Below are 23,609 nucleotides of genomic sequence, written 5' to 3' on the forward strand. Positions count from 1 at the left end.
GTCCTGACGTAGCCGCTGGTCCAGGCTTAAGCCTTGGTCCGGGGTGCGTCGATGATGCCAAAGATTTCTCCCTGGGGCGCCTGCAGGATTGCCATCCGTCCCATGGGGCTGTCCATGACCGGGACCAAGGCCGAAGAGCCCAGTTCCACGGCTGTTGCAGCGGTTCGATCTACATGGTCGCTGGCAAACCAGGCGAGCCAATGATTGGGCCCGCCCTCGGCCATTTCGGTGTCGAGATGAATGCCGCCCACTTCGCGGCCATCGGAGGCCCGCTTGGCGGTCGCGTAAATGAATCCGTCCTGGTCGATGTCCTGGTAGCTGTAGCCAAAGACATCGGCATAGAAGGACCGGGCCAGCGCGTACTCGCGGGTGTGGAGTTCGTTCCAGCACAATGAGCCGTGCTCGTTGACCCGCTCTGCCCCGATATGGCTTCCCGCCTGCCAGATGCCAAAGACTGCACCAACGCTGTCAGCGGCAATTGCCATGCGCCCGGAGTCCATCACGTCGAAGGGAACAGCGATGAGTTGACCACCAACAGCCGCTACTTCTTTGCACGTGGTGTCAACGTTGTCCGAGGCCAGATACGTAGTCCAGACGGTTGGCATGGTGGAATCCTGTTTGGGACCGAGGCCCGCAACAGCTTGTCCGTCCAGTTGGGCCAATAGGTAGCCCCCGGCCTCTTCGTCACCGGAGAGGTAATCCCACCCGAACAACTTCGTGTAGAAGGACTTGGCGGCAGGCAGATCATCGACCCCCAGATCCACCCACGCGGGTGTTCCTGCAGGCCATTTCTCAGTTTGGGTAGACATAGCAACTCCTCGGGTTCGGGGCTTAATAGGCGCGGCTGCCTCCCGGAATGCCCTATGCGCGGGGCTTCCTGGGAGGCAGCCATTCATCATGTGCGTTCACCATCCAATTCGTGATGGAAATCCTGGCCCCGAAACCTGGCCCCAAGTCGTGGCCGCCCCTCGTGGAGTTGCAGCAGCTAGCAGCCCAGTCCAAAGGAATCTCAATGATGTTGTCAACGGATTCCTGTTGTCGTTTTAGGGGCCCGGCCGGTTCGAACGGGACCCCAATACCTTCTAGCTTGTCCAGACGGGGTAGGGTTTGCGGTCGTTCTCCACGAGGTCGCTGCCGTGGCTGGGAGGGTGCGTGGTCCGCCGGATTGGCCGGTGTTCCAGTAGAAGAACACCTCGGCGGTGATCGCTTCGAGGCAGGCATCCTCGGAGCGGAACCGGTACGTTGCGGTGTCACCTTCGACGTAGGTCCCGTAACCGAACAGTTCCCCTGCCCGCAATAAGCGCAGCGCCCAGCACAACCCGTCGGCTGCGCGGCCGACCGCAGGACGGTTGCGTCGGTGGCGCGGGCACGGATGATCCGCAGGGCAGCAGGCAAGATGAAGGAAAAGCTTTTACAGCCCGAGCGAAGCGAGGCCCTTTCCGTTCTTGTTGCCGAGTCCCGAGCAGCCGCCAAAACGTTGTGGAATCCGCTGGCGGTCGTGTATGACGTGAGCCAGGGAAGCTGGCGTGGAGGAAGGACGCTGCGGGCTACACGCCCTTTTCCTCAGCAGGGGGCTCTCGCAAGCGTTGTGGATGTTTGGGATCCCTGCCGCGTTCGCGCCATACTCATCCCGTTGCCACAAGGTGAGCCGAGTAACCCAGACGACCAGAACGATCGTCCCGACCAGGAGAATTCCGGTCTTGATCTGAAGCCAAGGGATCGCCAAGCGGCACTGAGTCCAAGGCCAACGAGACAACCATGAAGGGCGATACATGGACCTTCGGCACTGTCGACTGAGGCATTCCCGGACCATCCTTATTATCAATCCAGTCGGGAGGTCAACAATGCCGTTTTCTGAACATGAAAGAGACATCCTCAGGCAGATGGAGCAGCCGCTCCAAGAGGATGTTCCGTTATCAGTCGCATCGTTCGCAGTCCGCCGGCCAAGCCGTGGCTTGCCCGCGCAGTCGCGGCATAATCGAAGGACTCCACTCCCATGACCTCACATGGACAAGTACCCCCTGTTGCCTCGGATTCCACAGGCACCCTCCATGCCCGCCGGCTACTGCGTCTGGCCTGGATTGCCGTTGTTGCCATTCCCTTTGCTTTCGTGGCGGGGATGTTCGCCGGTGAAGGGCTGCTCGCCTTGCAGGGGTACACCGGTGAGGGTGCCGTCCCCCCGGGTGCCGTTGCCCTGGCAGCGGGACCGGCCATCCTGCTGATTCTGGCCCCGGCACTGGCCGCCGCTGTCCTCGGATTCAGGGCGCGCAGCCACGGCCAGTCACAGGGCATCATTCCGGCGGTCATAGGTATCGTGGCGGCTGCCTTCACCATCATCACGAACATGCTCCCGCTGCTTCTTCGGCTCGGCTGAGGCTCGTCGGCCGGCAGAGCCGTACCTGGTCTAAGACGTCGGAGCAGGCGCAGCTACTGCTATGACTACTGCATTCCTAACGCATCTCCACTGTGTAAAACTCAACCACGTCCCTACCTCCGCTACCGCAGGGCAGCTGCTTTTCAGCCAGCGGGCAGAAACTGCGACTAGAGCGAGCACGAACGTCGCAACGTGCTAATCACCCATACCCGGCGACCTTGAAACGAGCGTCCCGCCTACGAGGTTAGTCCCTGGGGATGCACACCTATCTATGGGGGCTGTTCATGCTGTCATACGTGGTGCCAGCGCAACTGGCGGGGTGTAGCTCGTGCCGTCGCGCAGCATTGCCCAGAGGACATTGAGCCGGCGCCGGGCAAGAGACCTCGTCGCCTGAATATGCGATTTTCTTTCGGTTCGTTTGCGGTCGTAATAGCCGCGTGAGGCGGGGCAGGACTTCAGAGCAGAGTGCCCTGAGAGGTAGAAGACCCGTAGAAGCCGACGGTCGTAGCGTCTGGGCCGGTGGTGGTTTCTGCTGATTCTCCCGGAATCCCGAGCCGCTGGAGCGAGCCCGGGGACGCCGGCAAACCGGTCCGCAGATTGGAAGACGGTGAGGTCCCCGCCGGTAGCACCCAGGAATTCGGCGGCGAGGACGGGTCCGAAGCCGGGCATGCTTAGCAGCACCTGTGGGTGCTGATGCTCAGCAACTTTCTCGGTGATCATCGCATCGAGTTCTGCCAGCTCCTCGTTCAAGGGCAGCTGGGCCTGCAGGCGGTTGATCGCGCGGACCCGGTCGGCGGACTTGTCGGCTCTGCGGGCGGTCAGGATCGGCAGGCCGGTGCTGGTCGCGTCGCCGGCGCGCAGGGGTTGCAGGTCGTTGCGCATTCTGGCTTGGTCGGCGATGACGGCGGCGTCTTTGGCGTCCGTTTTGCCTTCGCCGCGGTAGATCTTGGAGGCGTGGTGTACGGTGCGGCAGGGAATGTAGAGGATGTTTTGGCCGTGGCGAGGAGCAGGGCGATCAGCAGTGCCGGTCCGCCGTGGTTCAGGTCGGTCGCCCAGACAAGGTCGTCGCCGTCGGTGAGTTTGAGGACGTCGGCGATGAAGTCGAGCAGAGCCGGTTCGTCGTTGGGGATCTTTTGTGAGAGCAGCCGCTTACCGTCGGCGTCGATCACGACGCAGTGGTGGTGGGCTTTCCCGGCGTCAAGGCCGGCCCATAGGTGCACCAAGAACAGCCTTCAGTCTGTTCGGTGGTTAAGGGTCCAGCAGATAACCGCGCCGTCGCGTCCTTATCCGGCGATCAGTGTCGCCTCTCTCAATCAGCGGTCGGGTCATCGCGGGGTGGCGGGTGGCCAATCCTTCGAAGCCGTCACGCGCAAGTCGTCCGGCACAGCAGCCAAGCCATACCCGCCTCCCCTGGGTAGCCACGACCCTACAATGGCCGCGGAACTGAACCCGGTAACAACATAAGGAAGCAGCCCAGTCCAAACGAAGCGGCAGGCGTAAGCCGCCTGCCGCCGTCGTGCGTGTTCTGTTATCAGATGGTGCGCGTCTATCAGATGGTGCGCGTCGCCTTGGCGAGGTTGTCGCGAAGTTCGTCCGCGTTCTGACGGATGACGTAGGCGGGACGGTCGCGCTCGACGCGCCAACTGTCTTCGAGGGGCCCGATGTTGACGGTGTCGAAACCGAACTCGTCGTACAGCTTGGTCACGAGTTCGGCCGCCTCCGGGAAGTCGCTCGCGGTGGCCAGTGCGCGACGGTTGGGCGTGCCGGCCGGGGTGCCATCGGTGGTGATGTCTTTGGCGAAGATGTGGTTGAAGCCCTTGGCTACCTTGGACGTGGGAAGGTGCTTCTGCAGGAGGCCCGAGGTGGTGGCCTCGCCGTTGTCGAGCGCGGGAATTCGGCCGTCCCGCTCCCAGTAATAGTTGTTGGTGTCGATGACGATCTTGCCTTCCAGCGGCTCGGCGGGAATGTCCTGATAGTTCTTCAGCGGAACGGTCACGACGGCGAAATCACCTGCCGCTGCTGCCTCGGCCGCCGTCGCCGCCCGGGCCCGCGGCCCAAGTTCCGTGACCAGTTCCGCGAGGGTTTCCGGTACCCGCGAATTGCTGATCACGACGTCGTAGCCGAGTTCAACCGCTTTACGGGCAACCTGGCTGCCTATGTGTCCTGCACCGATGATTCCGATTGTTGTCATACTCGGCTCAACAAGATGTTGCAGACGCGTATTTCCAGCGTTACGGAATATGTCGGAACGCAAGGGCGGTTTCCGCGCATGGCAACCATAAGTAGACTTACTAAATGTCTACTCCGACGAACACCAAAACCAAGAACCGTGGCGTGCTTTTTGACGTGGACGGCACGTTGATCGACTCCAGCTACTTCCACGCGTTCGCCTGGTGGCAGGCATTTAGGCGCGAAGGCTTGGATGTCCAGATCTCCGACATCCATCGCTGCGTCGGGATGGGTGGCGACAAGCTGGTCCAGCACCTGGTTCCGGACTGTCCCGAAGACATGCAAAATGAATTGAAGTCCGCGCATGGAGCCGTGTTTTCGACATTCTGGCCCTCGTTGCGCGCCTTCGATTCCGCCCGGGATCTCCTTGCGGCCTGCTCTGATTCCGGGTTGGCGGTCGGGCTGGCCTCGTCAGCGCAAGAGCGCGACCTTGACGTCAGCAGGCGGCTCCTCGACGCCGGTGGGTCCATTGACGCATGGACAAGCTCAAATGACGCGGACGAAAGCAAGCCGGCTCCAGATATCCTCGTGGCGTGCTTGAAGAAGCTGGAACTCGATCCAGCTGACGTCGTCTTTGTTGGCGATGCCGTCTGGGACGTGAAGGCCGCTGCAGCAATTGGCGTTCCCGCCATCGCACTGACCTGCGGTGGCATCAGCGAGGCCGAGCTCCGTGACGCAGGCGCCGTGGAGGTCTACGACAATCCGCGGCACCTACTGGAGAACCTGGAAAGCAGTGCCATTGGAAAGCTGACGGCGGGAACGGTCCGCGCTTAGGAAGCGCGGCCGCCTGCGCCACCGCGATGAGTAGCATTGCACCAATTGACCAGCAAGGAAGGGAACCGCATCATGCAGCAGTATGTCGTCCTGCAAGTGATCCTCAAGGAGAAACTGTGGGGAACCGGTTCGGGCAATCTGACCTCACTGGAGAAGGCCATCAACGATCAGGCCGCGAAGGGCTACCGGCTGCACACCATTACGACGGCGAGCAGCGGGAGTAAGGGGATGATCGGCGGCGGGGACCGTATCCAGGCAACGATGGTGTTTGAGCGCCTCGGATAAAAGTGCGTTGGTTCGCCTAGAGTTGCTCGTCCCGCACTTCCTCATTCCGGCCGCGTCCTCGAACCGCCCAGATGATCAGCGCAATGACGATAATCGCAGCAACGGCGGCCAGGATCCATGGGGTGGCGTCCGTGCGTGTTTGTTCCTGCGGTTGGGACTCTCCAGTCCCTGGGTTGGCAGGTCCACTGCTCGCTGGATTGGGCGTGGTGGGTGCCACCGACGACGGCGCTGGGTTGGTTGGGGTCGCCGTCGAGGGCCCCGACGGGTTGCTGGGCGATGCCGATGGAGTGGGGGTGGTGGCAGCCACGTGGCCTTGAAGGGCGGCCGGGTTTGCTGCGTTTGCTGCTGTCGCGACGGACAACAGGGACCCGGTGAAGAGGGTCAGTGCCAGGGTGGTCAGGGCTAATCTACGAAGCATCGTTTCTCCTGTGGGATAGGGCGTGTTCGCGAATCCTCATGTAGTAAGCATACTGACCAACGCGGAAAATGGGGGTGGGGGTCGCCCACCGGGCATGTGCGACCCCACCCGAGGGGCTAGCGCGTTAGCTTGGCCGAATCAGGTTCCTGATCGCCGATATGGCCTGGGGCGTTGGCTGCCAGGACACGCTGGACGAACGCACTGTATTCCGCCATATAGTGGCGGAGCAACCCTGCCGTGCCTTCGTCCTTAACCGAGCCGTCGTCGTCGTACGCGTCCGCGACGAAGCGGATGTAAGCCTCCGGCGCATTCAACTGCGGTGCGTCGAGGAAGCTGAGCACGCTGCGCATGGAGGACTGCATCACAGCGGTTCCGATACCACCCGGCGACGCTCCGATAATGCCGGTGGGCTTCCGGGCAAAAGAATTGGTGCCCCACGGACGGGATCCCCAGTCGATGGCGTTCTTCAAGGCGCCTGGAATGGAGCGGTTGTACTCGGGGGAGACGAACAGGATGCCGTCCGATGCGGCGATCGCGTCCTTCAATTCCCTGCCGGCAGGCGGGAAGTCGGAGTCGTAGTCGGAGCTGTACAACGGGAGGTCCCGGATGGCGATCTCATGGAATTCCAGTTCCGGGGGCGCCACGCTGATGAGCGCCTTGGAGAGTACGCGGTTGATAGAGGTACTTGAGAGGCTTCCGACGAAATAGCCGATTTTGAATGTGTCCATGGCGGCGTTCCTTCCCGACGGCACGGCCGGAACCGGCTCGTCGACGGTGTGGAGGCTGGTAGCCCCAGCTTCCACCGACCCTAATGGACTTGTCCACATAGCGCATCCCCTACTCCCTTCCTGACCTTTGCGGCCATAGACTCATGCCAACTGGTTCTGGAGAGTTCCCAAAGAGGGGTGGCGGGTGAAAGCAGGCATAGCGCGCGAGGCACTCGACGGTGAGCGCAGAGTGGCAGCCACGCCCGAAACGGTCAAGCAATTGACCGGGTTGGGCCTTGATGTTGAGATCGAGTCCGGGGCGGGGATTGCCTCCGGACACAGCGACGACGAATACCGGCAGGCCGGCGCTTCTGTTGTGCAGGCCTTGGATCTCGGATCCGTAGACGTTTACTGCCACGTGCGCCCCATGGAACCGTCGACGGCGGGAGCCCTCCGCCCGGGTTCAGTCACCGTCGGTTTGGGGTCGCCGTCGTCGGAGTTGCCAACGGTGCGGGCGCTCGCCGCCGGTGGCATCACATCTTTTGCGCTGGAACTGGTTCCCCGGATTTCGCGGGCCCAGTCCATGGACGCCCTCACCTCACAGGCCTTGGTGGCCGGATACCGCTGTGTCCTTGAGGCAGCGACGCGCCTACCCCGGTTCTTCCCCCTATACATGACTGCGGCCGGGACCATTCCGCCCGCCCGGGTCCTGGTGCTGGGGGCAGGGGTGGCGGGGCTCCAAGCGATCGGCACGGCCAAGAGGCTCGGCGCGCGGGTTTCGGCCAATGACATCCGTCCGGCGTCGGCAGACGAAGTGGCTTCCATGGGCGGGACATTCATCAAGCTGGACCTCGAAACCGCTGAAGCTTCAGGAGGCTATGCCCGCGAACTCAGCGCAGACAGGGGTGCCTTGCAGCGTGCGCTCCTGACCCCGCACGTAGCCCAGGCGGATGTCCTCATCACAACTGCCGCCGTTCCCGGACGACGCGCACCACTTCTGGTGAGCCGCGAGATGGTCCAAGGAATGCGCCCCGGATCCGTCGTAGTAGATCTGGCTGCCGAATCAGGCGGAAACGTGGAAGGCAGCATCCCCGGGCAGGACATCCACATCCCCACCGCTGATGGGCAAGGTGAAGTGACTTTGGTGGGGCTCAAGGACCCAGCGTCCGCGATGCCCGCAGATGCCTCCCGACTGTTCGCCAAGAACGTGGCCAACCTGATCGCGTTGATGACCCGGGAGGGAGTGGTGGCCCCCGACTTTGAGGACGAGGTTGTGGCGGGAACCTGCCTCACCCACGACGGCGAGGTGCGGCACGCGCCAACAGCTGAAGCACTCGCGGCGCTCGCGGGCGAGACCGGACCCTTTGGCAGTGCCCACACAGCGGCCAACCCTGGCAGTGAAGGAGCGCATTGATGGATGGCATGAGTCTGCTGACGATCACCGTACTGGCAGTTTTCGTGGGCTTCGAGGTGGTCTCCAAAGTTTCCAGTACCCTCCACACACCCCTGATGTCCGGGGCAAATGCTATCCACGGAATCATCCTGGTGGGTGCCATCATCGTCGCAGGTCAAGCATCTGATCCGTGGGTATTGGCGGTCGCCCTGCTGGCTGTCGTCCTGGCCACGGCCAACCTTGTGGGCGGCTTCGTGGTGACCGACCGCATGCTGGAGATGTTCCGCGGGAGGCAACGGCCGCCGTCGTCAGTTGTCTCATCCGAGGAACATGCGGGCAAGGAGCGCGGCCGGTGACTCTTCTGGATCCCACCTGGACAGCTCTCCTCTATCTCGCAGCCGCTGCCTGTTTCATCCTGGCGCTCAAAGGTCTGAACTCACCACGGACGGCACGGCGTGGAAACCTCATCGGGGCTTTCGGCGCCTTGTTGGCTGTGGTCACAGTGTTCGTCTCGGTGAAGCTGGACAACGTCCCGTGGATCGTTGGGGCAATAGCCGTGGGATCGGTGGTGGCCGCACCCGTGGCACGGCGCGTTCAGATGACACAGATGCCCCAACTCGTGGCCCTGTTCAACGGTGTGGGTGGCGGCGCAGCCGCGCTCGTGGCATTGCTGGAGCTCTCGCATACAGGTGATGCGTGGGTTCGCTTGGCCATTGTGTTCACGCTGCTCGTCGGCGCTGTTTCCTTTGCCGGTTCCGGAGTTACCTTTGCCAAACTGCAAGGGCTGATGACCACGCGGCCAGTGACGTTCCCGGGCCTGCCTGTGCTGATGGCCGTGGTGCTGCTTGCCGCGGTGGGTGCAGGGATTGTGGTGATACTGAATGGTTCGTTGCTGCTCGCGCTGACGCTGCTGGTCCTTGGGCTTGTGGCCGGTATCCTGCTGGTGCTCCCTGTGGGCGGCGCCGACGTACCGATTGTCATCTCGCTGCTCAACGCCTTCACCGGATTGGCCGTGGCTGCGTCCGGATTGGTGCTGGGTAACGTACTCCTGGTGGTGGCTGGAACCCTGGTCGGAGCGTCGGGCACCATCCTCACCCGGGCCATGGCTGCCGCAATGGGCCGCAGCGTTGCAGGAATCATGTTCGGTGCCTTCAAGGGTGGCTCGACGGCCGGGTCCACCGCCGTGAGTGAGCGCCCGGTCAGGTCCTCCAGCCCCGAGGATGTTGCGGTGCTGCTCGGTTACGCACAGCGGGTGATCATCGTTCCCGGGTACGGCTTGGCTGTGGCGCAAGGCCAGCACACGGCCGCCGAATTGGCCTTGGCCTTGGAAGCACGCGGCACTGAGGTGGACTTTGCTATTCATCCTGTGGCCGGACGCATGCCCGGGCACATGAACGTCCTTCTGGCCGAGGCAAACGTGCCGTATGAGTCGCTGAAGGAAATGAGCGATATCAACCCCGAGTTCAAGACCGCCGACGTTGCCCTTGTGGTTGGTGCCAATGACGTGGTGAACCCTGCAGCCAAAACCACTTCCGGGTCGCCGATCTACGGAATGCCCATCCTGGAAGTAGCTGACGCCCGGCAGGTGGTATTCCTCAAACGCTCCATGCGTCCAGGATTCGCCGGCATCGAAAACGAACTTTTGCACGAACCTCAGACAACGTTGCTGTTCGGCGACGCGAAGGATTCGTTGACCAAGGTGCTGGGCGCGGTGAAGGCGCTCTAGGAGGATCGGTCTCCCTAAATTCGACCCCTAATTTCGCGTCACATTCGGACTCGTGAAGCCACATCTTTAGTACAGAAGTCTGCCCGGAAGGCGACTGCGGAAGGATGCATGGCTAGGAGTCATCGATTGCAAGACGAAATGAAGGATTCGACGCCGGATTCCCGCTTCGACAAACCCCAAAGCAAGAGGGTGACAGATTGGAGGCGACTGGTTGGCCTGGACGTTCAAATCTGGCGCGGCCACAAGATCGTGGATCAAGGCAGGGTGGAAGCGGTGACCGATGACGGCAACGTTTTATGGCTCAAACAACACGGAGCAATAGAGCGGAGACTCGTCATGAAGGAAGCCAGGACAGGGCTTCGCGTACGGCTCATCCCCTGAGCACAAACCTTGGGGCGTGCCCAGGCTCGAACCCTTCCCGGTCATCCGTCGTCGTCCTAAGCTGAACCGTACGAGTTACCCAACCCATGCCGAACCGCCACATCGAAGCGAGGTTGCGCCATGACCGTCAAACTCAACAAGAAAGCATTCGATAACGCCAAGCACCTGATCCGCGATGGCAAGATCGTCAAAGACGTCCGTGATGACTGGAGCGAGCACGCCCCGTCCACCGAGGACGAGAATGAGTTCCTGGAGAAGAAGGGCCAAGCCGAGTATTCCAAGTGGTACCTCGGCGTGGACGACGACCATCCGGCTGACCAAAAGGGCCACTACAAATTTCCCTTCGGCGACTTCAAGAAGATCCACAGGTGTGCGGTCATCTCTGCCGAGAGCCGTGCGACGCAGAACGACTATGACGATATCCGGGATGCGCTCGGCAAGCTTCTCGAACGCATCGATGAGGACTGAGGCATCGGCGCCAAGAAAAGGGGACTGGTAACACCCACATCCGGGTGGCACCAGCCCCATTCTGCATCACGGACGAATTTGGGTGTCCCTGAGGCGGCCGAGCTCCCACTACACAGGATCAGCCAGCAAGCGCCCCCATTGCGGGTCCAACAATGGAGCTCCCGCAAGCTTAAGGGCATGCCAGAGCGTCACCGCCACGGAATCGAGCACAGGCACGCCTGTTCGTGCTTCTACATCGGCAGTGATGTTGGCTCCATAGAGGTTGGTGCACAGGTACACCAGGGCGTCCGGATGAGCTGCCGCCAGCTCCAATGAGCCCGGCAGCATCTCCTCATCGGTGACCCGGCCAAAGGATTCGTTATCGGTGAGATCAAGGTGCCGGTGATCGATCGTCTTGATGCCTTCCCTGGCGTACGACGCGATCACGGCCTCATTCACGTCTGCCGTGTAGGGCGTGAACAAACCGATCCGCTCGGTGCTGAAGGACGCGAACGCCTCCAAGTAGGCGAGCGTCGACGTGGTGGCCGGTATGCCTGTGGCGTCGGTGATCTCACGGACCAAGGCATGGTCGTGGGAAGCGCCGAGCCAGGATCCGGAGGTGCCGTTCCATGCAATAACGTCCACATTCGCCGTGGCGAGCAACTCGGCGGAAGCGCGCATCACGGAGGAATCAAATTGCTTGTCCGAGGAGTCGTCCAAGGCAATCCGGGTAACGGGGATGCGGGTTGAATGGATGGTCACATCCCGGCGATCGCCAAGGATCCGATAGGTCTGCGGTTCCAGGCACGTGTTGGAGGACGGCACGATCATGCCGATGCGGATGGGACGGCTGTTTGAAGGCATGGTTTGCTCCTAAGCGCTGAGGGATTCGACAGAAGGAATGACGGGAACAGAGAGCGCGTCGCGGTGCTCCGTGAAGCCGTTGCGGGGCACGAAGCGACCCACCGGACCGGGATCGTGGAAACCTGCTTCATCAAGGACCACCCGTCCGGCGGAGATCACCACTGCGGGCCAGCCGCTAAGCGTCTTCCCCTCAAAAGGCGAGAAATCAGTCCCCATGTGCAACGCACCGCCGTCGACTGTTTGCTGGAGGGCGGGATCGAAGATCACGATGTCGGCGTCGAACCCTTCCACGATCGCTCCCTTTCGCGGGACTGCATTGATCCTGGCGGGACCTGCGGAGAAGACCTCAACGAAGTCCTCCACAGCGCCCCCGGATTCGGTGACAATCGCCGTGAACGTCACGGGCATGCGGGTTTCCACGCCGGGGAGGCCGTGCGGCATATAGCGGACATCGTCCGTGCGCTCGCGTTTTTGGGAGAGGTCGTAGCAGGAATGGTCCGAAGAAACCGTGTGGACCGCACCCGCGGCCAGCCGATCCTTCAACGCGGCTACCGTTTCGGCACTGCGCATCGGCGGGCAGCATGCGTACCATTCCGGGAACGCGGAACCATAAACGGTGTCGTCCAGGGTGAGGTAGTGCGGGCACGTCTCGGAGTACGCCTCCTGGCCGCGCTCGCGGGCTTCGGCCACGAGGTCCACTGCGCCCGGAGTCGACTGGTGGACAAAATAGACGGGCGCTCCGGTGTACTGGGCCATTGCCAGGGTTTCCTTGACCGAGATTTCCTCGGCAAGTTCGGGCCGGGTACGGTGCAGGTGCTCGATGCCGATGCGGCCGTCCGAGGCGTGCTGCTCGGTGCAGTCGGTGATGATGGGATTGTGCTCTGCATGGATGTATGTGAGGCCATCCAGGCGCACCATTTCGCGCATGACCTTCAGGATGGTGTCACCATCGGCCATGGTTGAGCCGCGGTTGGTGGTGTACATCTTCACGGACCGGACGCCCTCCGCCGCAAGCTGCTCAAGCTGCCACGGAACCGTCTCATCCCATGAGACAACGGCGCCGTGCAGGGCGACATCGCAGCGGGACTCGGTGGCGAGGCGCTTCTTGTTCAGGACCGCTTCGAGCGGAGTCTCCTGTGCATCGCGGGGGATGCCGAAATCGATGATGGTGGTGGTCCCACCCCAGAGTGCTGCCGTTGACGTGGTCCGGTAATCATCCAAAGTGCGGAATCGGCCCGTCACTTGGGCAACATGGCAGTGGCCGTCGATGCCGCCGGGAATGACCAACTGGCCATGGGCTTCAATGGTTCGTGCAGCCGAGGGAATAGGTTCGGCAGCGTCAACGAGCTCTACGATGCGTCCGCCGTCGACCACGACGTGGGCGGCCTGCCTGCCGAAACTGTTGACGACGGTGCCGTTGGCGATGACGAGATCGGGGAAATGGGACATCGTTGTCCTCCTTGTTCTTGGAAGTTTTAGCGGGACGGTAGGGCGGGTGTTGCCGGAACCGGCGGGGAGGAGACGTGCGCCGATTGAGCGGCACTCAGGGCGGCGTCGAGGTTTTCCGAGAGACCCCGCCTCCGCTTGACCGGCGGCGCCGCGAACGAGCCGCCCCGGTGAACGCCGGACTTCAACGCGACCACGGCCTCCGTCATGCGGATCCCTGCGGAAATTCCGTCCACCACGGGCACGGGGATTTGCCCTTCGAGTTCCCGGGCAAGCCCGGCGAGCGGCGCACCCGCAAGGATGACGACGTCGGCGCCGTCCTCAGCGACGGCCTGGCGGCTGAGTGCCAGCAGGGTTTCCTTGAAATCTGCCTGCACCGATCCTATGGAATTCAGGCTTTGGTTGATGGAGCGGATGGAAGCGAGACGGCCGGCAAAACCGAAGCGTTCTACGCAGTCCAGGTACCAGGCCTGGATACGGTCCGAAATGGCGATGATCGAGAAACGGTGACCCTGCAATGCTGCCGCGCACAGTGCCGCCTCGGTGATGCCGATAACCGGTACGTCAACGAGTTCCTTCAGCGCAGGCATTCCGGGATCTCCGAAGGCTGCCACAACGACGCCGTCCACAGCGGCGCTACCATCTTGGTGCCCAAGGCCACAGCCGTGGCCAAGGCCAGCACCGCCGTCGTGCGCGTATTCGGCGATCAACTCAGCCACAGCGCCGGCGGCGATAAGCGACTCGAAGCGGGTTTCGATGTATTCGACGCCGTGCCCGGCTGTCCGAACGATCACTTCGGTATCCGGACCTGCCGAGCGCAGGGCCTCGGCTTCGATCAGAGCGGTGACGTCGTCACTGATGTTGGGGTTGATGACCAGGAGTTTCATGGTTTCTTCCGTAGCTTGGGCTCGGTGGCGCTGGAGTCCTCGGGGAATTGCTCGCGGTACTTGCCGATGTGCGACGCCGATTGGATGGCTGCGCGATCGGGATCCCCGCTGGCGATGGCAGTGTAGAGGTCGCGGTGTTCCTGGATGAGTTCCGGGAGGTCGCTGACGTGCCGGAACAGCCAGTGCATTCGTCCCTGGAGTGGTTCCAGCGCGGAGCGGAGAAAGTCGTTGTTGGCGATGGCCGTGATGGCATCGTGGAAATCGCTGTTGGCGCGGTGGGCTTCCAGGATGGAGCCCTTGGCCAGGCAGCGGTCGGCCTCATCCAGCAGGCCGGCGAGGTGTTCGAGATCCCCGGTGGTGGCCCGCTTGGCTGCCAACCGGCAGGCGAGGACTTCCAGGGATTGACGGACGTCGAAGAGGTCCTCTACGTCCTTGGGGCTCAGGCCGCTGACTTCGGAACCCCGGCCAGCGCGGTCCCGGATGAGTCCTTCCTGCCTCAGCATCCGGAGTGCTTCGCGGATGGGCAGGCGGGAAACGTTGAACTCGGCGGCGAGGTCTCGTTCCACCAGCCTGGTACCGGGCGCATAGTGTCCCTCAAAAATCCTGGAACGGAGCGTGTCACGCACTGACTCCCGGAGGGGTCGCTCAGTGATTGTTGTGTCTTCTGCGGCTAGCATGTCAGCTCCATTTTCGTGATGTGTGAGGCAGTGCGCCCGGCGACCAGGCGGGTTTCCGGCCGTCCGGCGGTTCAGTACCGTCCGGCCGGCCCGGTCAGGCGAGTCAGACCGGGAGTCGCTTGTTGTAATCCAAGGCCAGGACGGAAACGCCCATGATCACCGCGGATCCAACGAAGTACAGCAGGGCCCAGGTGTAGGAGCCGGTGGCCCCGACAATCAGGCCTACCACAATGGGGGTGACGAACCCTGCGATGTTGCCGCTGAAGTTCATGGCTCCGCCCAGTACGCCGGCATTCGTGCGGCCGCCCAGGATGGACGGGATGGACCAGAACAGGCCAACCCAGCGCAGGAAGAAGAGGACTACCGAGAGAAGCACGACGGCGGTGATGGGGTCTGCGACGACCGTGACACCTACGAGGCCGCCCACCACTACGACGCTGGAGATACCCAGCAGGGTGCGCATGACCCGGTTGGCGGAGGCACCGGATGCCCGCCACTTGTCGGCGATGATGCCACCGAGGATTTCGCCGACGAACCCGGCGCCGAAGATCACGAACGTAGACCAGCCGATGGTCTTCAGGTCGAAGCCCTTGGCCTGTGCGAGGTACAGCGGACCCCAGGTGAGCAGGCCGTAGAACACGCCGTTGAAGCCAAGCCAGCCGAAGCACATTGCCCAGAAGGAACGGAACTTCAGGTAGGGCAGAAGGGCGCGCTTGCCCTGTGCGCCTTCCTTGGCAGCTTCAGCGTCGTCTTCGGCGTGGGAAGCCTCGATGTAGTCGGCTTCGGCGTCGTTGACAGCCTTGTGTTGGCGGGGGTTATCACGGATGTACCACCAGACGGCCAGGCCCATGAGGATCGTGAGGGCACCGGCGATGATGAAGGACATCCGCCAGCTGCCCGTGGAGGCGATCAGCCAGGTGATGAGGATGCCGCCCAGGCCAGCGCCCAGGGGAGCTCCGGCGTCGAGGATGGTGGCGCCGCGGCCACGTTCCTTCTTGTGCATCCAGATGGCGTTTAGTTTGCCACCAGCAGGCATGACGCCTGCCTCGGTGACACCGATACCCAGGCGGGCGATGAACATGCTGAGGAATCCGCCGGCGAAACCGGAGGCAGCAGTTGCGGCACCCCAACCAATGCAGGAGGCCGTGACCACCTTGCGGGGACCGAACTTGTCGATCAGCAAACCCACGGGGATTTGCATGAGTGCATAGGTCCAGAAGAAGGCCGACAACAGGAGCCCCACAAGCTCGGGCGGGAGGTTGAACTCCTTCTGGATGATGGGGAGAGCTACGGAAATTGAACCGCGGTCGATGTAATTGACGGCGACCAGGACCAGGAGCAGGATGAAGAGCTTCCAGCGGACGTTTGTGCGTCGCTGCACGCCGTCCTTGCCGGTTTTGGGCTCGTTTTCCTGGTTTTCCTGGGTTGCCAGTTGGGTGTTTTGGGGAGACACAGCTTCTCCTTCAGAGGAGTCAACAGGGGGTGGAATGTCTTTTGGGTATGTCTTTGGGGGGATGAGCCGGGCGGGATATCGCTGCAGCCGGACCCGTGCCGGCGGCAACTGTTGCGATCCCCGTCCTTTTGGTGGCGGGGGCCGCAGCCGGTAGCGAGTCTGTTTGGGATCCCGATTTGGGATCCCAAAATCTAAGTTAGATGTGACGGGCGGCACTGTCAAGACTTTTGGTATACCCAATCTGAAAACGGAATGTGACCGTGCGGGCTGCCTGTGCGGGTTCAATTCCCGCGGATGCCCCTACAACAGCGAAAACCCGGCACTTCCAAGGGAATGCCGGGTTTCCCGAGTGCCCATGGTGAAGGACTGCTGGTTAAGGCTGGTATGCCGACGATGCGGCGTCGGTAGGGCTGTATGCCAAAATCTCAGCCAGCTCAGCCAGCCTATGTGCTCGGGCCGACTCGGCCGGGGTGAACGGCTCTCCTGGACGGGAGAAAACCAGCGGTCCGTGCCATGCAGTTGGAATCTTGAGGATGTCCTCTGAAGGCCCGACGCCGGGACTCGCCGTGGGTGCCGGGTTTTCCGGGCCGTTGGGGACTACTTTGGCGGACAGCAGTTCGGCGACAGCGTGCGGGAGCTCATTCGGGTTCCCGGCAATACGGGCGGCGAGGCTCAGCGCCTTGGTTTGGCCGTCGGCCATGGCGAGTGCCGTGGTAGGCCACACGTGAGACTCACGGCCGCCGCCGTCGTCGAGTGCTCTCAGCAGTTCATGTTCGGTGACCTCACCGGGGGCAGATAAGACGAACTCATCCATCACGGTGCCGGTTCCATCCATCGGGTGAACGTGAATGCTGAGGATGTTCGTCTCCAGCTTGGCCAAGGACTGGGTGATTTTCTGCAGCGAACCGGGCTGGTCGCGCAGCAAGACCCGAGCACGCCACAAAGCCGGGGCCGCGTGCAGCTTGTGCCGCTGGCGAAGGGCCGGAGCATGTAGCCATCGCCGGAGGACCTTCGCGGCCGAAGGCTCGGCAACCCAGATGACCAGCACGGTGGCCGTGACAGTTAGCAGGAGAACCTTGGCCACGTAGGGGAGATGGGTTTCCACAACCGCCGCATGAACCAGCAGTTCAATGGGAAGCATGACCGCGATGTTGGCCAGGGTGAGCCGGGCCTTGGGCGGTTCCGGCAGTTGACCGCAGACATCGCACACGAGGTCCGCGGTGACGGGAGAGCTCGGCTTGGGTTTCATGCTCTCATGCTGCCCTGAGCCTGTTTCGGGAGGGTTGCTACCGGGTCACGTTCTGGGGACAGGACCTTGAGTGCTGCGTTCCTGCCCGGTTTGTGATGCCCGGACCACGTCAGAAACGCAAAAGCCCGGTGTTCTCGCGGGGAGAACACCGGACTATGCGATGCAACCGGGAAGGAGCGGTTGGTTAGAGAGCTACTCCGAGGACTGGCCTAGCGGATGCTGTCTGAGTCGAGATCGGAATCGCGTTCCGTGCTGCGGTTGCTGATGGCAACTTCCTTCAGGAGATCGCGGATTTCTGCCAGCAGCGCAGTGTCCGCGGGCAGCGGCTCTTCCTCGGGCTCCTCAGTGGAGAGGCGGTTCTTGACCATGGAGTTGATCTTGTTCATGGGCGCCACGAAGATGAAGTAGACCACTGCCGCGGTGATGACGAACGTAACCATTGCCGTGAGTACCGCACCGAAGTTGATGAACGTGGCGGGGTTGTCCTGCCAGATCCGGAAACCCAGGCCGTCAGCGTTCACGCCGCCGGCCGCAGCGATGACCGGGTTGATGATGTTGGTGGTGAATGCAGCAACGAGGGCCGTGAAAGCACTGCCGATGACGACTGCAATGGCCAGTTCGATCACGTTGCCGCGAAGTATGAAGTCCTTGAAACCCTTAAGCATGCAATGTCCTCCGATTGGGTGCGTGTGTCTGCCTCAAGCAGAGATCAAACTACCACTCCGAGGTTTCAAACCGGTGTCAGGGCGATGTGAGAGAGGGATGCCGCCTGGGGGTGTGGATGTGAGAGAGGGATGCCGCCAGGGGGTGTGGATGTGAGGGAACGTCGGGTTTCATCGACGTTCCCTCACATCCTGACCAGCTTTTGTGTTGCGATCAGCCTACGAGGGCCCGGGTGTGGTCGTTCAGGAAGATTCCGCGGGGATCGAATTCGCGGCGGACTTGGATGAAGGTGTCAAGCTCGGGGTAGAGACGCTCAAGGCGGCTCCGTGTCATGAAGTGGATCTTTCCCCAGTGGGCCCGCGGCTCGAACTCCTGCAGTACGGCGTCGGCGTCCCGGAAGAACTGCCAGTAGTCGGTCCCAGGCTCGGTGGTCAGGGTAATGACAGTGCTGTCCCGCCCTTGGAACTGGGACATGTACGCGTCATCGGCCTTCACCCAGCGGACTTCAACCGGATACTTCTGCTCGGGATATTTGCTGCGGATCAGCTCCTGGATGGCCTCGACGGCGGCAAAGCCGTCCTCGCTGCGGACGAAGTACTCAAGTTCGTGGAACTGGGTAGTGAAGCCGCCGGGGTAGATCCTGTACGAGCGGTCAAGCCGTGCGCCTTCCACGGTGGAAATCTCGCGCTCGTCCTGGATGGAAGCAACGTTGTACCGCTTGGTGTAGCTTCGGTTGGCCATGCTCAGGCCGGGTGCGCCGGGAAGGTCCAGCAACTCGCAGGAATCGTTCTCCGGGCACCAAAGGAACGAGTAGTGCCGGTTGTTGTCCAAATCGGCCTGCCACGTAGCTGTGGTTTCCTCCCATGTGGGATAGGTGATCTGTTCCTGCAGGTAATAGCTGTCCTCAACAGCCAACTCCACCTCCAGGAAAACACCCAGCGTACCCAAAGCCACTTGGGCGGCCCTGAGTTCGCGGAGCTGCCCTTCGCCGATTTCCACGATGTCGCCATAGCCGTTGATGAGCTTCACCCAGCGGAGGTTGGACGAGAAGCTGCCCAGGTGCTTCCCGGACCCGTGGGTGCTGGTGGCCAGTGCCCCGGCAATCTGCTGCTTGTCGATATCGCCCTGGTTGCCCAGGGCCAGGCCCTGCTCCCACAGCGGATCTCCGAAGGCGTTGATGGTGGTGCCGGCAAGGGCCCGTGCGCGACGCCCGGCTTTGTCGGTACCCGTGATCGCCGAGAGTCCGGACATGTCCATCAGGACTCCACCGGTTTGCACCAGCGGGGAGGACGAGTGCCCCGAGCCGACCGCCCGCACAGGCAGGCCTTCGCGGATTGCGAAACGGACGGCGTCGAGCGCTTCTTGTTCGTTCCTTGGCCGGACGGTGAAGGCCGGTGTCGCGCTCTGGTTCCCGCCCCAGTTGGTCCAGGTGATGTCTGTTCCAAAGGGTGCCGTGGGAGTTGCGGCGCGGGGAAGGTCTTTGGTGGTCATTGCTAAGCTCCGTTGCTTGTTTGAAGGCCTACGCGCCGTGGTTGATCATGACGTGCTTGGTGCGTGAGTAATCATCCAGGGCGTAGAGCGAGAGGTCCCGGCCATAGCCTGAGCCCTTGAATCCGCCCCACGGTACCTCACACGCAAGGACCAGGTGCGCGTTGACCCAGACGGTGCCGAAGTCCAACTGCTTGGGAATCCGCAGGGAGAGGCTGGAGTCCCTGGTCCATACAGAGGCCGACAGGCCGTACGGGCTTTCGTTGGCCCGCGTGACTGCTTCTTCGGTGTTGCTGAAGGTCTCCACAGTGACCACGGGGCCGAAGATTTCATGGGTGGCGATGTGCGCGCCGGCAGGGACGTTGCTGATGATTGTTGGCTCGATGAAATAGCCTGGGCCTTCCAGCGCCGAGCCACCAATTGCGATGTGCAGGCCGGCAGTGCGCGCTTCAGCAAGAGCTTCCTTGACGCGTTCAAAGTGTGGCCGGGAAATCATGGGGCCGATTTCGACGTCGTCCCCGGCTTCTGGAGCGCCCACTACCAGCGTCCCGACTTCGCGGACCAGGTGCTCGGTGAATTCTTCGGCTACGGACTCATGGACCAGGACACGGCAGGCGGCGCCACAGTCCTGGCCGGCATTCCAGAAACCGGCATTCCGGACACCAGCGGCGGCGGCGCGGAGATCGGCGTCGGGAAAGACAACCACAGGGGCCTTGCCGCCGAGCTCCAAGTGAACGCGTTTGACGGATTTTGCTGCAGTTTCCGCAACGGCCTGGCCACTGACGACGCTGCCCGTCAGGGCGACCAAAGCAATCGATGGGTGCTCCGAAAGCCGCTGTCCCACAGTGCGTCCCTGGCCAGTGACGACGTTGAGGATCCCGTCCGGGATGCGTCCGGCGAGCAGTTCCGCCAGCTTCAGCGTGGACAACGGCGTCTGCTCGGACGGCTTGAGGACGATGCTGTTGCCTGCGGCGAGAATTGGTGCGATCTTCCAGGCGGCCATCAGCAGCGGATAGTTCCAGGGAGTGATGACGCCGACGACGCCCACGGGTTCGCGGAGGATCACGGAGGTGTGGTCGGTTGCGTAGTCGCCGCCGGCCATGGACGTGAGCGTGCGTGATGCGCCGGCCATGAAACGGAAGGTATCGATGGTACTGGTGACATCATCCTCGGCAACGGCCTGCGGCTTACCGGTGTTGGCGGACTCGATGACCTCGAACGCCTCGCGGTTCGCCTCAATGATGTTGGCGATCAGGTTCAGGACATCGGCGCGTTCCTTGGGTGTGGTGGCTCCCCAGGACTTTTGGGCGACGACGGCGGCCTCAACGGCGGCGTCGACGTCGACGGCGGTGCCGGCCTGGACGGACGCGATGACCTGTTCAGTAGAGGGGTCCACAACATCGATGACCTGGTTGGAGGAACCGGGAACGAATGATCCGTTGATGAAATGCCCAGTGGGAGGCAGGGGCAGGATGCCGGCGGAAGCGTGGTCAGTGGAGGAGCGTCGAACGGTGAACTGTTCTGCCTGGGTGGTGGTCATGGTGATTCGCTTTCAGATGAGGTCTGCGGTGAGTGCAGTGGAACGGTGGGAAGCCGCTTGAGCCTTGTTCCGGAACACGCGGGCTGCGAAGTAGTAGAGGGGAGCAACCACCACCAGGCCGACGAGCCAGGAGATGTCTACGCCGCCCAACGCGGCGGCCATGGGGCCGGTGTAGATTGCGGTTGCCGAGAAGGGGACCTGGATGAGGGCGCCTGCCAGGTAGGAGCCGATGGCGACCCAATTGAACCGCCCGTACACGCCGCCGTCGCGCTTGAAGAAGTCCTCAACCCGGTAGTCGCCGTGCCGCAGAAGGTAGTAGTCCACCAGGTTGATGGCCGTCCAAGGGACCAGGACGTACATCAGGAAGGAGAGGAAGTTGGTGTAGAAGAGGATGAAGTTGTCGCGGGCGAACAACGCGATGGAGACAGCGAGAACGAAGAGGATGACTGCCGCGATGCTGCGGGTCTTGGCACGTGGCAACCAGGACGGCTTGAATGTTTGGCCGATGGTCAGGGTGCAGAGGACGCCGCAGTAGAGGTTCATGGCGTTCGAGGCCGCGACACCCAGGCAGAAGATTCCCACGATGATCAGGGTCCACGGCTGCAGCAACGCACCCAGGCTGCCAACGATTTCAACGTTGTCGGCGCTCATGGCCATGGCGAGCGTGCCCACCAAGGCGCCCAGGATCATGGGGAACAACGTTCCCAGGACGCAGCCCGAGTAGGAAGCCCAGAACGCCGGTGCTGATCCCGTGCCCTGCGGCATGTAGCGGGAGTAATCCGAGACGTAGGGTGCGTAGGCCAGTTGCCACAGGGCCGAGACGGAGATGGTCCCCATGAAGCCAACCCAGTTGAAGGTGCCTTGCTCAAGGAAGCTGCTGGGAAGGCCGTGGACCACGAGTATCCAGCCGAAGGCCAGCAACAATGCCAGGCCCGCTGCAACGCTGAGGATCCGGGCATAAGCGTGGATAAGCCGGTATCCGAAAATCGTGGCGATAACGCTGACCACGCCGATGATGATGATGCCGGCATCTACGCTGATGCCCGGGCTGACGGCGGCCATTGCTTCCCCACCGAACACGAGGTTCGCGGCGAAGAAGCCGACGTACATGACCACCACGATGACCACGATCAACAGGGCGCCGAAGGAACCGAACTGGCCGCGGGTCTGGATCATCTGTGCTACGCCAAGCTGGGGACCTTGGGCCGAGTGCAGCGCCATGAAGATGCCGCCCACCAGGTTGCCGATGATGATGCCTACCAGCGCGGGCACGAAACCAAGGCCGAACACCGTGGTGGCGAGCCCGCCGGTCACGATGGTCATGATCATGATGTTGGAACCGAACCAGATGGTGAACAGGTCGCGGGCCTTGCCGTGGCGCTCGTTCGCCGGGATCGGCTGGATGGTTTTGTCCTCGAGGCGCGGTACTTCCTGGGTGGCCAAGGGCGTTTTCATGACATTGTCCGGGATGTAGAAGCCAGTTCAAGGACAGCAGAGTCTGTGGCTTTGCTGCGGTTCACCATCAGGCCGAGCAGGTCGAAGACGAGAGTAGCGGCGGCGACGGTTGTGATGTCCGCATGGTCGTAGGCCGGAGCGACCTCCACGACGTCGGCGCCCACAATATTGATGCCGTTTAGTCCGCGGAGCAGGGCGAGGAGCTCGCGGGAGTGGAGCCCGCCCATCTCCGGGGTGCCGGTCCCAGGTGCGAACGCGGGGTCCAGGACGTCGATGTCGATGGACACGTAGACCGGGGTGTCGCCGAGCCTGTCCTTCACCTGCTGGATTGCGGCCGGGACGCCGATGACATCCAGGTCCGAGCAGCGGATGATCTGGAACCCGAACTCGTGGTCCCTGAGGAAGTCGTTGCGGTCATAGACCGGGCCGCGGATCCCCACGTGCATCGACTTGTCCTCCACAAGGAGGCCCTCCTCGAACGCCCGCCGGAAGATGGTTCCGTGGGTGATGGGCTGGTCAAAGTAGGTGTCCCACGTGTCCAGGTGAGCGTCGAAGTGCAGCAAAGCCACCGGGCCATGGACCTTGTTCAGCGCCCGCAGCATGGGCAAAGCAATGGTGTGGTCGCCACCGATCGAGATCAGCCGCTTGTCCTCACTGATCAGGGGCAACGCCTGCTCCTCGATCTCACGGACTGCGCGGGTGATGTCATAGGGAGTGCAAGCGATGTCGCCAGCGTCCACAACCTGGGCTTCGTAAACGGGTTCGACGTCGAGCTCAGGGTGGTAGCCAGGGCGTAGGAGGCGCGAGGCCTCGCGAACCGCGGCAGGACCGAAACGGGCGCCTGGCCGGAAGGAGGTTCCGCCGTCGAACGGGACACCGACGATCGCAATGTCGTAGTCCGGAACCCGGTCGATTTGGGGGAGGCGGGCGAAGGTGCCGAGGCCTGCATACCGGGGGACTTTGGTTGCGTCGACAGGGCCGATGGGCTTGTGGATTGTCATTGCCGGATCCTTGGTGTGAGGGGTGCTCGCCATTGAGCGGGAAGTAAGTAATTCCATTCTTGGTGACGCGGGTCACGGCGAATAGCGGTACATTGACTACAAATGGCCGAGGCGCTTAGACGAATGTCTAAACGGTCCGAAACGGCCCCCGG

General features: G+C 62.3%; 23 protein-coding genes and 1 pseudogene. 8 read left to right on the forward strand and 16 right to left on the reverse strand.

Annotated elements, in window-relative coordinates; all coding sequences use genetic code 11:
* Positions 1 to 26: 26 nt before the first annotated feature.
* Positions 27 to 809, reverse strand: coding sequence for a VOC family protein (locus KSW38_RS22250; RefSeq protein WP_216927259.1), 783 nt, complete (start codon positions 807 to 809; stop codon positions 27 to 29).
* A gap of 1,187 nt (positions 810 to 1,996) precedes the next feature.
* On the opposite strand from KSW38_RS22250, the gene KSW38_RS22255 reads away from it, so the two are divergent.
* On the forward strand, positions 1,997 to 2,374 hold the full coding sequence (locus tag KSW38_RS22255) for a hypothetical protein (protein ID WP_216927267.1): 378 nt from the start codon (positions 1,997 to 1,999) through the stop codon (positions 2,372 to 2,374).
* 282 nt (positions 2,375 to 2,656) lie between these two features.
* Here KSW38_RS22255 and KSW38_RS22260 read toward each other — a convergent pair.
* Positions 2,657 to 3,597, reverse strand: a pseudogene (locus KSW38_RS22260) (IS110 family transposase).
* Positions 3,598 to 3,923: 326 nt separating this feature from the next.
* Positions 3,924 to 4,589 carry an NADPH-dependent F420 reductase gene (locus tag KSW38_RS22265; RefSeq protein ID WP_256449800.1) on the reverse strand — a complete coding sequence of 222 codons (666 nt, stop codon included), beginning with the start codon at positions 4,587 to 4,589 and terminating at the stop codon, positions 3,924 to 3,926.
* Positions 4,590 to 4,669: 80 nt separating this feature from the next.
* Between KSW38_RS22265 and KSW38_RS22270 the strand changes: the two genes are divergently transcribed.
* Both KSW38_RS22270 and KSW38_RS22275 read left to right on the forward strand, forming a co-directional pair.
* Positions 4,670 to 5,377, forward strand: coding sequence for an HAD family hydrolase (locus KSW38_RS22270; protein ID WP_216927271.1), 708 nt, complete (start codon positions 4,670 to 4,672; stop codon positions 5,375 to 5,377).
* A 45-nt stretch (positions 5,378 to 5,422) separates the two neighbouring features.
* On the forward strand, positions 5,423 to 5,662 hold the full coding sequence (locus KSW38_RS22275; RefSeq protein ID WP_254186818.1) for a DUF4177 domain-containing protein: 240 nt from the start codon (positions 5,423 to 5,425) through the stop codon (positions 5,660 to 5,662).
* A gap of 16 nt (positions 5,663 to 5,678) precedes the next feature.
* Here the strand turns inward: KSW38_RS22275 and KSW38_RS22280 are convergent, their stop codons facing one another.
* Both KSW38_RS22280 and KSW38_RS22285 read right to left on the reverse strand, forming a co-directional pair.
* Complete coding sequence (locus KSW38_RS22280) at positions 5,679 to 6,080, reverse strand: hypothetical protein (RefSeq protein ID WP_216927279.1); 402 nt, start codon at positions 6,078 to 6,080, stop codon at positions 5,679 to 5,681.
* Positions 6,081 to 6,196: 116 nt separating this feature from the next.
* Complete coding sequence (locus tag KSW38_RS22285) at positions 6,197 to 6,808, reverse strand: NADPH-dependent FMN reductase (protein WP_216927281.1); 612 nt, start codon at positions 6,806 to 6,808, stop codon at positions 6,197 to 6,199.
* A 184-nt stretch (positions 6,809 to 6,992) separates the two neighbouring features.
* Here KSW38_RS22285 and KSW38_RS22290 point away from each other — a divergent pair, with 184 nt between their 5' ends.
* From KSW38_RS22290 to KSW38_RS22310, 5 genes are all read left to right on the forward strand, one after another.
* Entirely contained in the window at positions 6,993 to 8,201 is a 1,209-nt protein-coding gene (locus tag KSW38_RS22290) for a Re/Si-specific NAD(P)(+) transhydrogenase subunit alpha (protein ID WP_216927291.1), read from the forward strand.
* Positions 8,201 to 8,536, forward strand: coding sequence for an NAD(P) transhydrogenase subunit alpha part 2 (locus tag KSW38_RS22295; RefSeq protein ID WP_216927293.1), 336 nt, complete (start codon positions 8,201 to 8,203; stop codon positions 8,534 to 8,536). The genes KSW38_RS22290 and KSW38_RS22295 overlap by 1 nt, the downstream gene beginning before the upstream one ends.
* Positions 8,533 to 9,906: an NAD(P)(+) transhydrogenase (Re/Si-specific) subunit beta gene (locus tag KSW38_RS22300; protein ID WP_216927295.1), complete on the forward strand. Its 1,374-nt coding sequence runs from the start codon at positions 8,533 to 8,535 to the stop codon at positions 9,904 to 9,906. Before KSW38_RS22295 ends, KSW38_RS22300 begins: the two co-directional genes overlap by 4 nt.
* Positions 9,907 to 10,032: 126 nt before the next feature.
* Entirely contained in the window at positions 10,033 to 10,287 is a 255-nt protein-coding gene (locus tag KSW38_RS22305) for a hypothetical protein (RefSeq protein WP_223947316.1), read from the forward strand.
* A 120-nt stretch (positions 10,288 to 10,407) separates the two neighbouring features.
* Positions 10,408 to 10,755 carry a hypothetical protein gene (locus tag KSW38_RS22310; protein WP_216927299.1) on the forward strand — a complete coding sequence of 116 codons (348 nt, stop codon included), beginning with the start codon at positions 10,408 to 10,410 and terminating at the stop codon, positions 10,753 to 10,755.
* A gap of 108 nt (positions 10,756 to 10,863) precedes the next feature.
* On the opposite strand, the gene KSW38_RS22315 is transcribed toward KSW38_RS22310, so the two are convergent.
* The 11 genes from KSW38_RS22315 to speB form a co-directional block, all read right to left on the reverse strand.
* On the reverse strand, positions 10,864 to 11,598 hold the full coding sequence (locus KSW38_RS22315; RefSeq protein ID WP_216927300.1) for a maleate cis-trans isomerase family protein: 735 nt from the start codon (positions 11,596 to 11,598) through the stop codon (positions 10,864 to 10,866).
* A 9-nt stretch (positions 11,599 to 11,607) separates the two neighbouring features.
* Entirely contained in the window at positions 11,608 to 13,047 is a 1,440-nt protein-coding gene (locus KSW38_RS22320) for an amidohydrolase family protein (RefSeq protein ID WP_216927302.1), read from the reverse strand.
* A 26-nt stretch (positions 13,048 to 13,073) separates the two neighbouring features.
* Positions 13,074 to 13,931, reverse strand: a complete 858-nt coding sequence (locus KSW38_RS22325; RefSeq protein WP_216927304.1) for an aspartate/glutamate racemase family protein — start codon at positions 13,929 to 13,931, stop codon at positions 13,074 to 13,076.
* Entirely contained in the window at positions 13,928 to 14,608 is a 681-nt protein-coding gene (locus KSW38_RS22330; RefSeq protein ID WP_216927312.1) for a GntR family transcriptional regulator, read from the reverse strand. Before KSW38_RS22330 ends, KSW38_RS22325 begins: the two co-directional genes overlap by 4 nt.
* A 103-nt stretch (positions 14,609 to 14,711) precedes the next feature.
* Positions 14,712 to 16,061: an MFS transporter gene (locus KSW38_RS22335; RefSeq protein ID WP_216927314.1), complete on the reverse strand. Its 1,350-nt coding sequence runs from the start codon at positions 16,059 to 16,061 to the stop codon at positions 14,712 to 14,714.
* 373 nt (positions 16,062 to 16,434) lie between these two features.
* On the reverse strand, positions 16,435 to 17,310 hold the full coding sequence (locus KSW38_RS22340; protein ID WP_216927316.1) for an amino acid-binding protein: 876 nt from the start codon (positions 17,308 to 17,310) through the stop codon (positions 16,435 to 16,437).
* A gap of 209 nt (positions 17,311 to 17,519) precedes the next feature.
* A complete protein-coding gene (gene mscL / locus KSW38_RS22345) occupies positions 17,520 to 17,975 on the reverse strand; it encodes a large conductance mechanosensitive channel protein MscL (RefSeq protein ID WP_216927318.1) in 456 nt (151 codons plus the stop codon).
* 211 nt (positions 17,976 to 18,186) lie between these two features.
* Complete coding sequence (locus KSW38_RS22350; RefSeq protein WP_216927333.1) at positions 18,187 to 19,464, reverse strand: D-arabinono-1,4-lactone oxidase; 1,278 nt, start codon at positions 19,462 to 19,464, stop codon at positions 18,187 to 18,189.
* Between the two features lie 28 nt (positions 19,465 to 19,492).
* Entirely contained in the window at positions 19,493 to 21,001 is a 1,509-nt protein-coding gene (locus tag KSW38_RS22355) for an aldehyde dehydrogenase family protein (RefSeq protein ID WP_254186819.1), read from the reverse strand.
* Positions 21,002 to 21,013: 12 nt separating this feature from the next.
* Positions 21,014 to 22,456, reverse strand: a complete 1,443-nt coding sequence (locus KSW38_RS22360; RefSeq protein ID WP_216927334.1) for a purine-cytosine permease family protein — start codon at positions 22,454 to 22,456, stop codon at positions 21,014 to 21,016.
* The gene (gene speB / locus KSW38_RS22365; RefSeq protein ID WP_216927335.1) at positions 22,453 to 23,457 is read right to left on the reverse strand and encodes an agmatinase; all 1,005 of its coding nucleotides are present in this window, start codon (positions 23,455 to 23,457) and stop codon (positions 22,453 to 22,455) included. Before speB ends, KSW38_RS22360 begins: the two co-directional genes overlap by 4 nt.
* Positions 23,458 to 23,609: the final 152 nt, after the last annotated feature.

This window comes from Paenarthrobacter aromaticivorans (assembly GCF_019038615.1).
Taxonomy (GTDB): domain Bacteria; phylum Actinomycetota; class Actinomycetes; order Actinomycetales; family Micrococcaceae; genus Arthrobacter; species Arthrobacter aromaticivorans.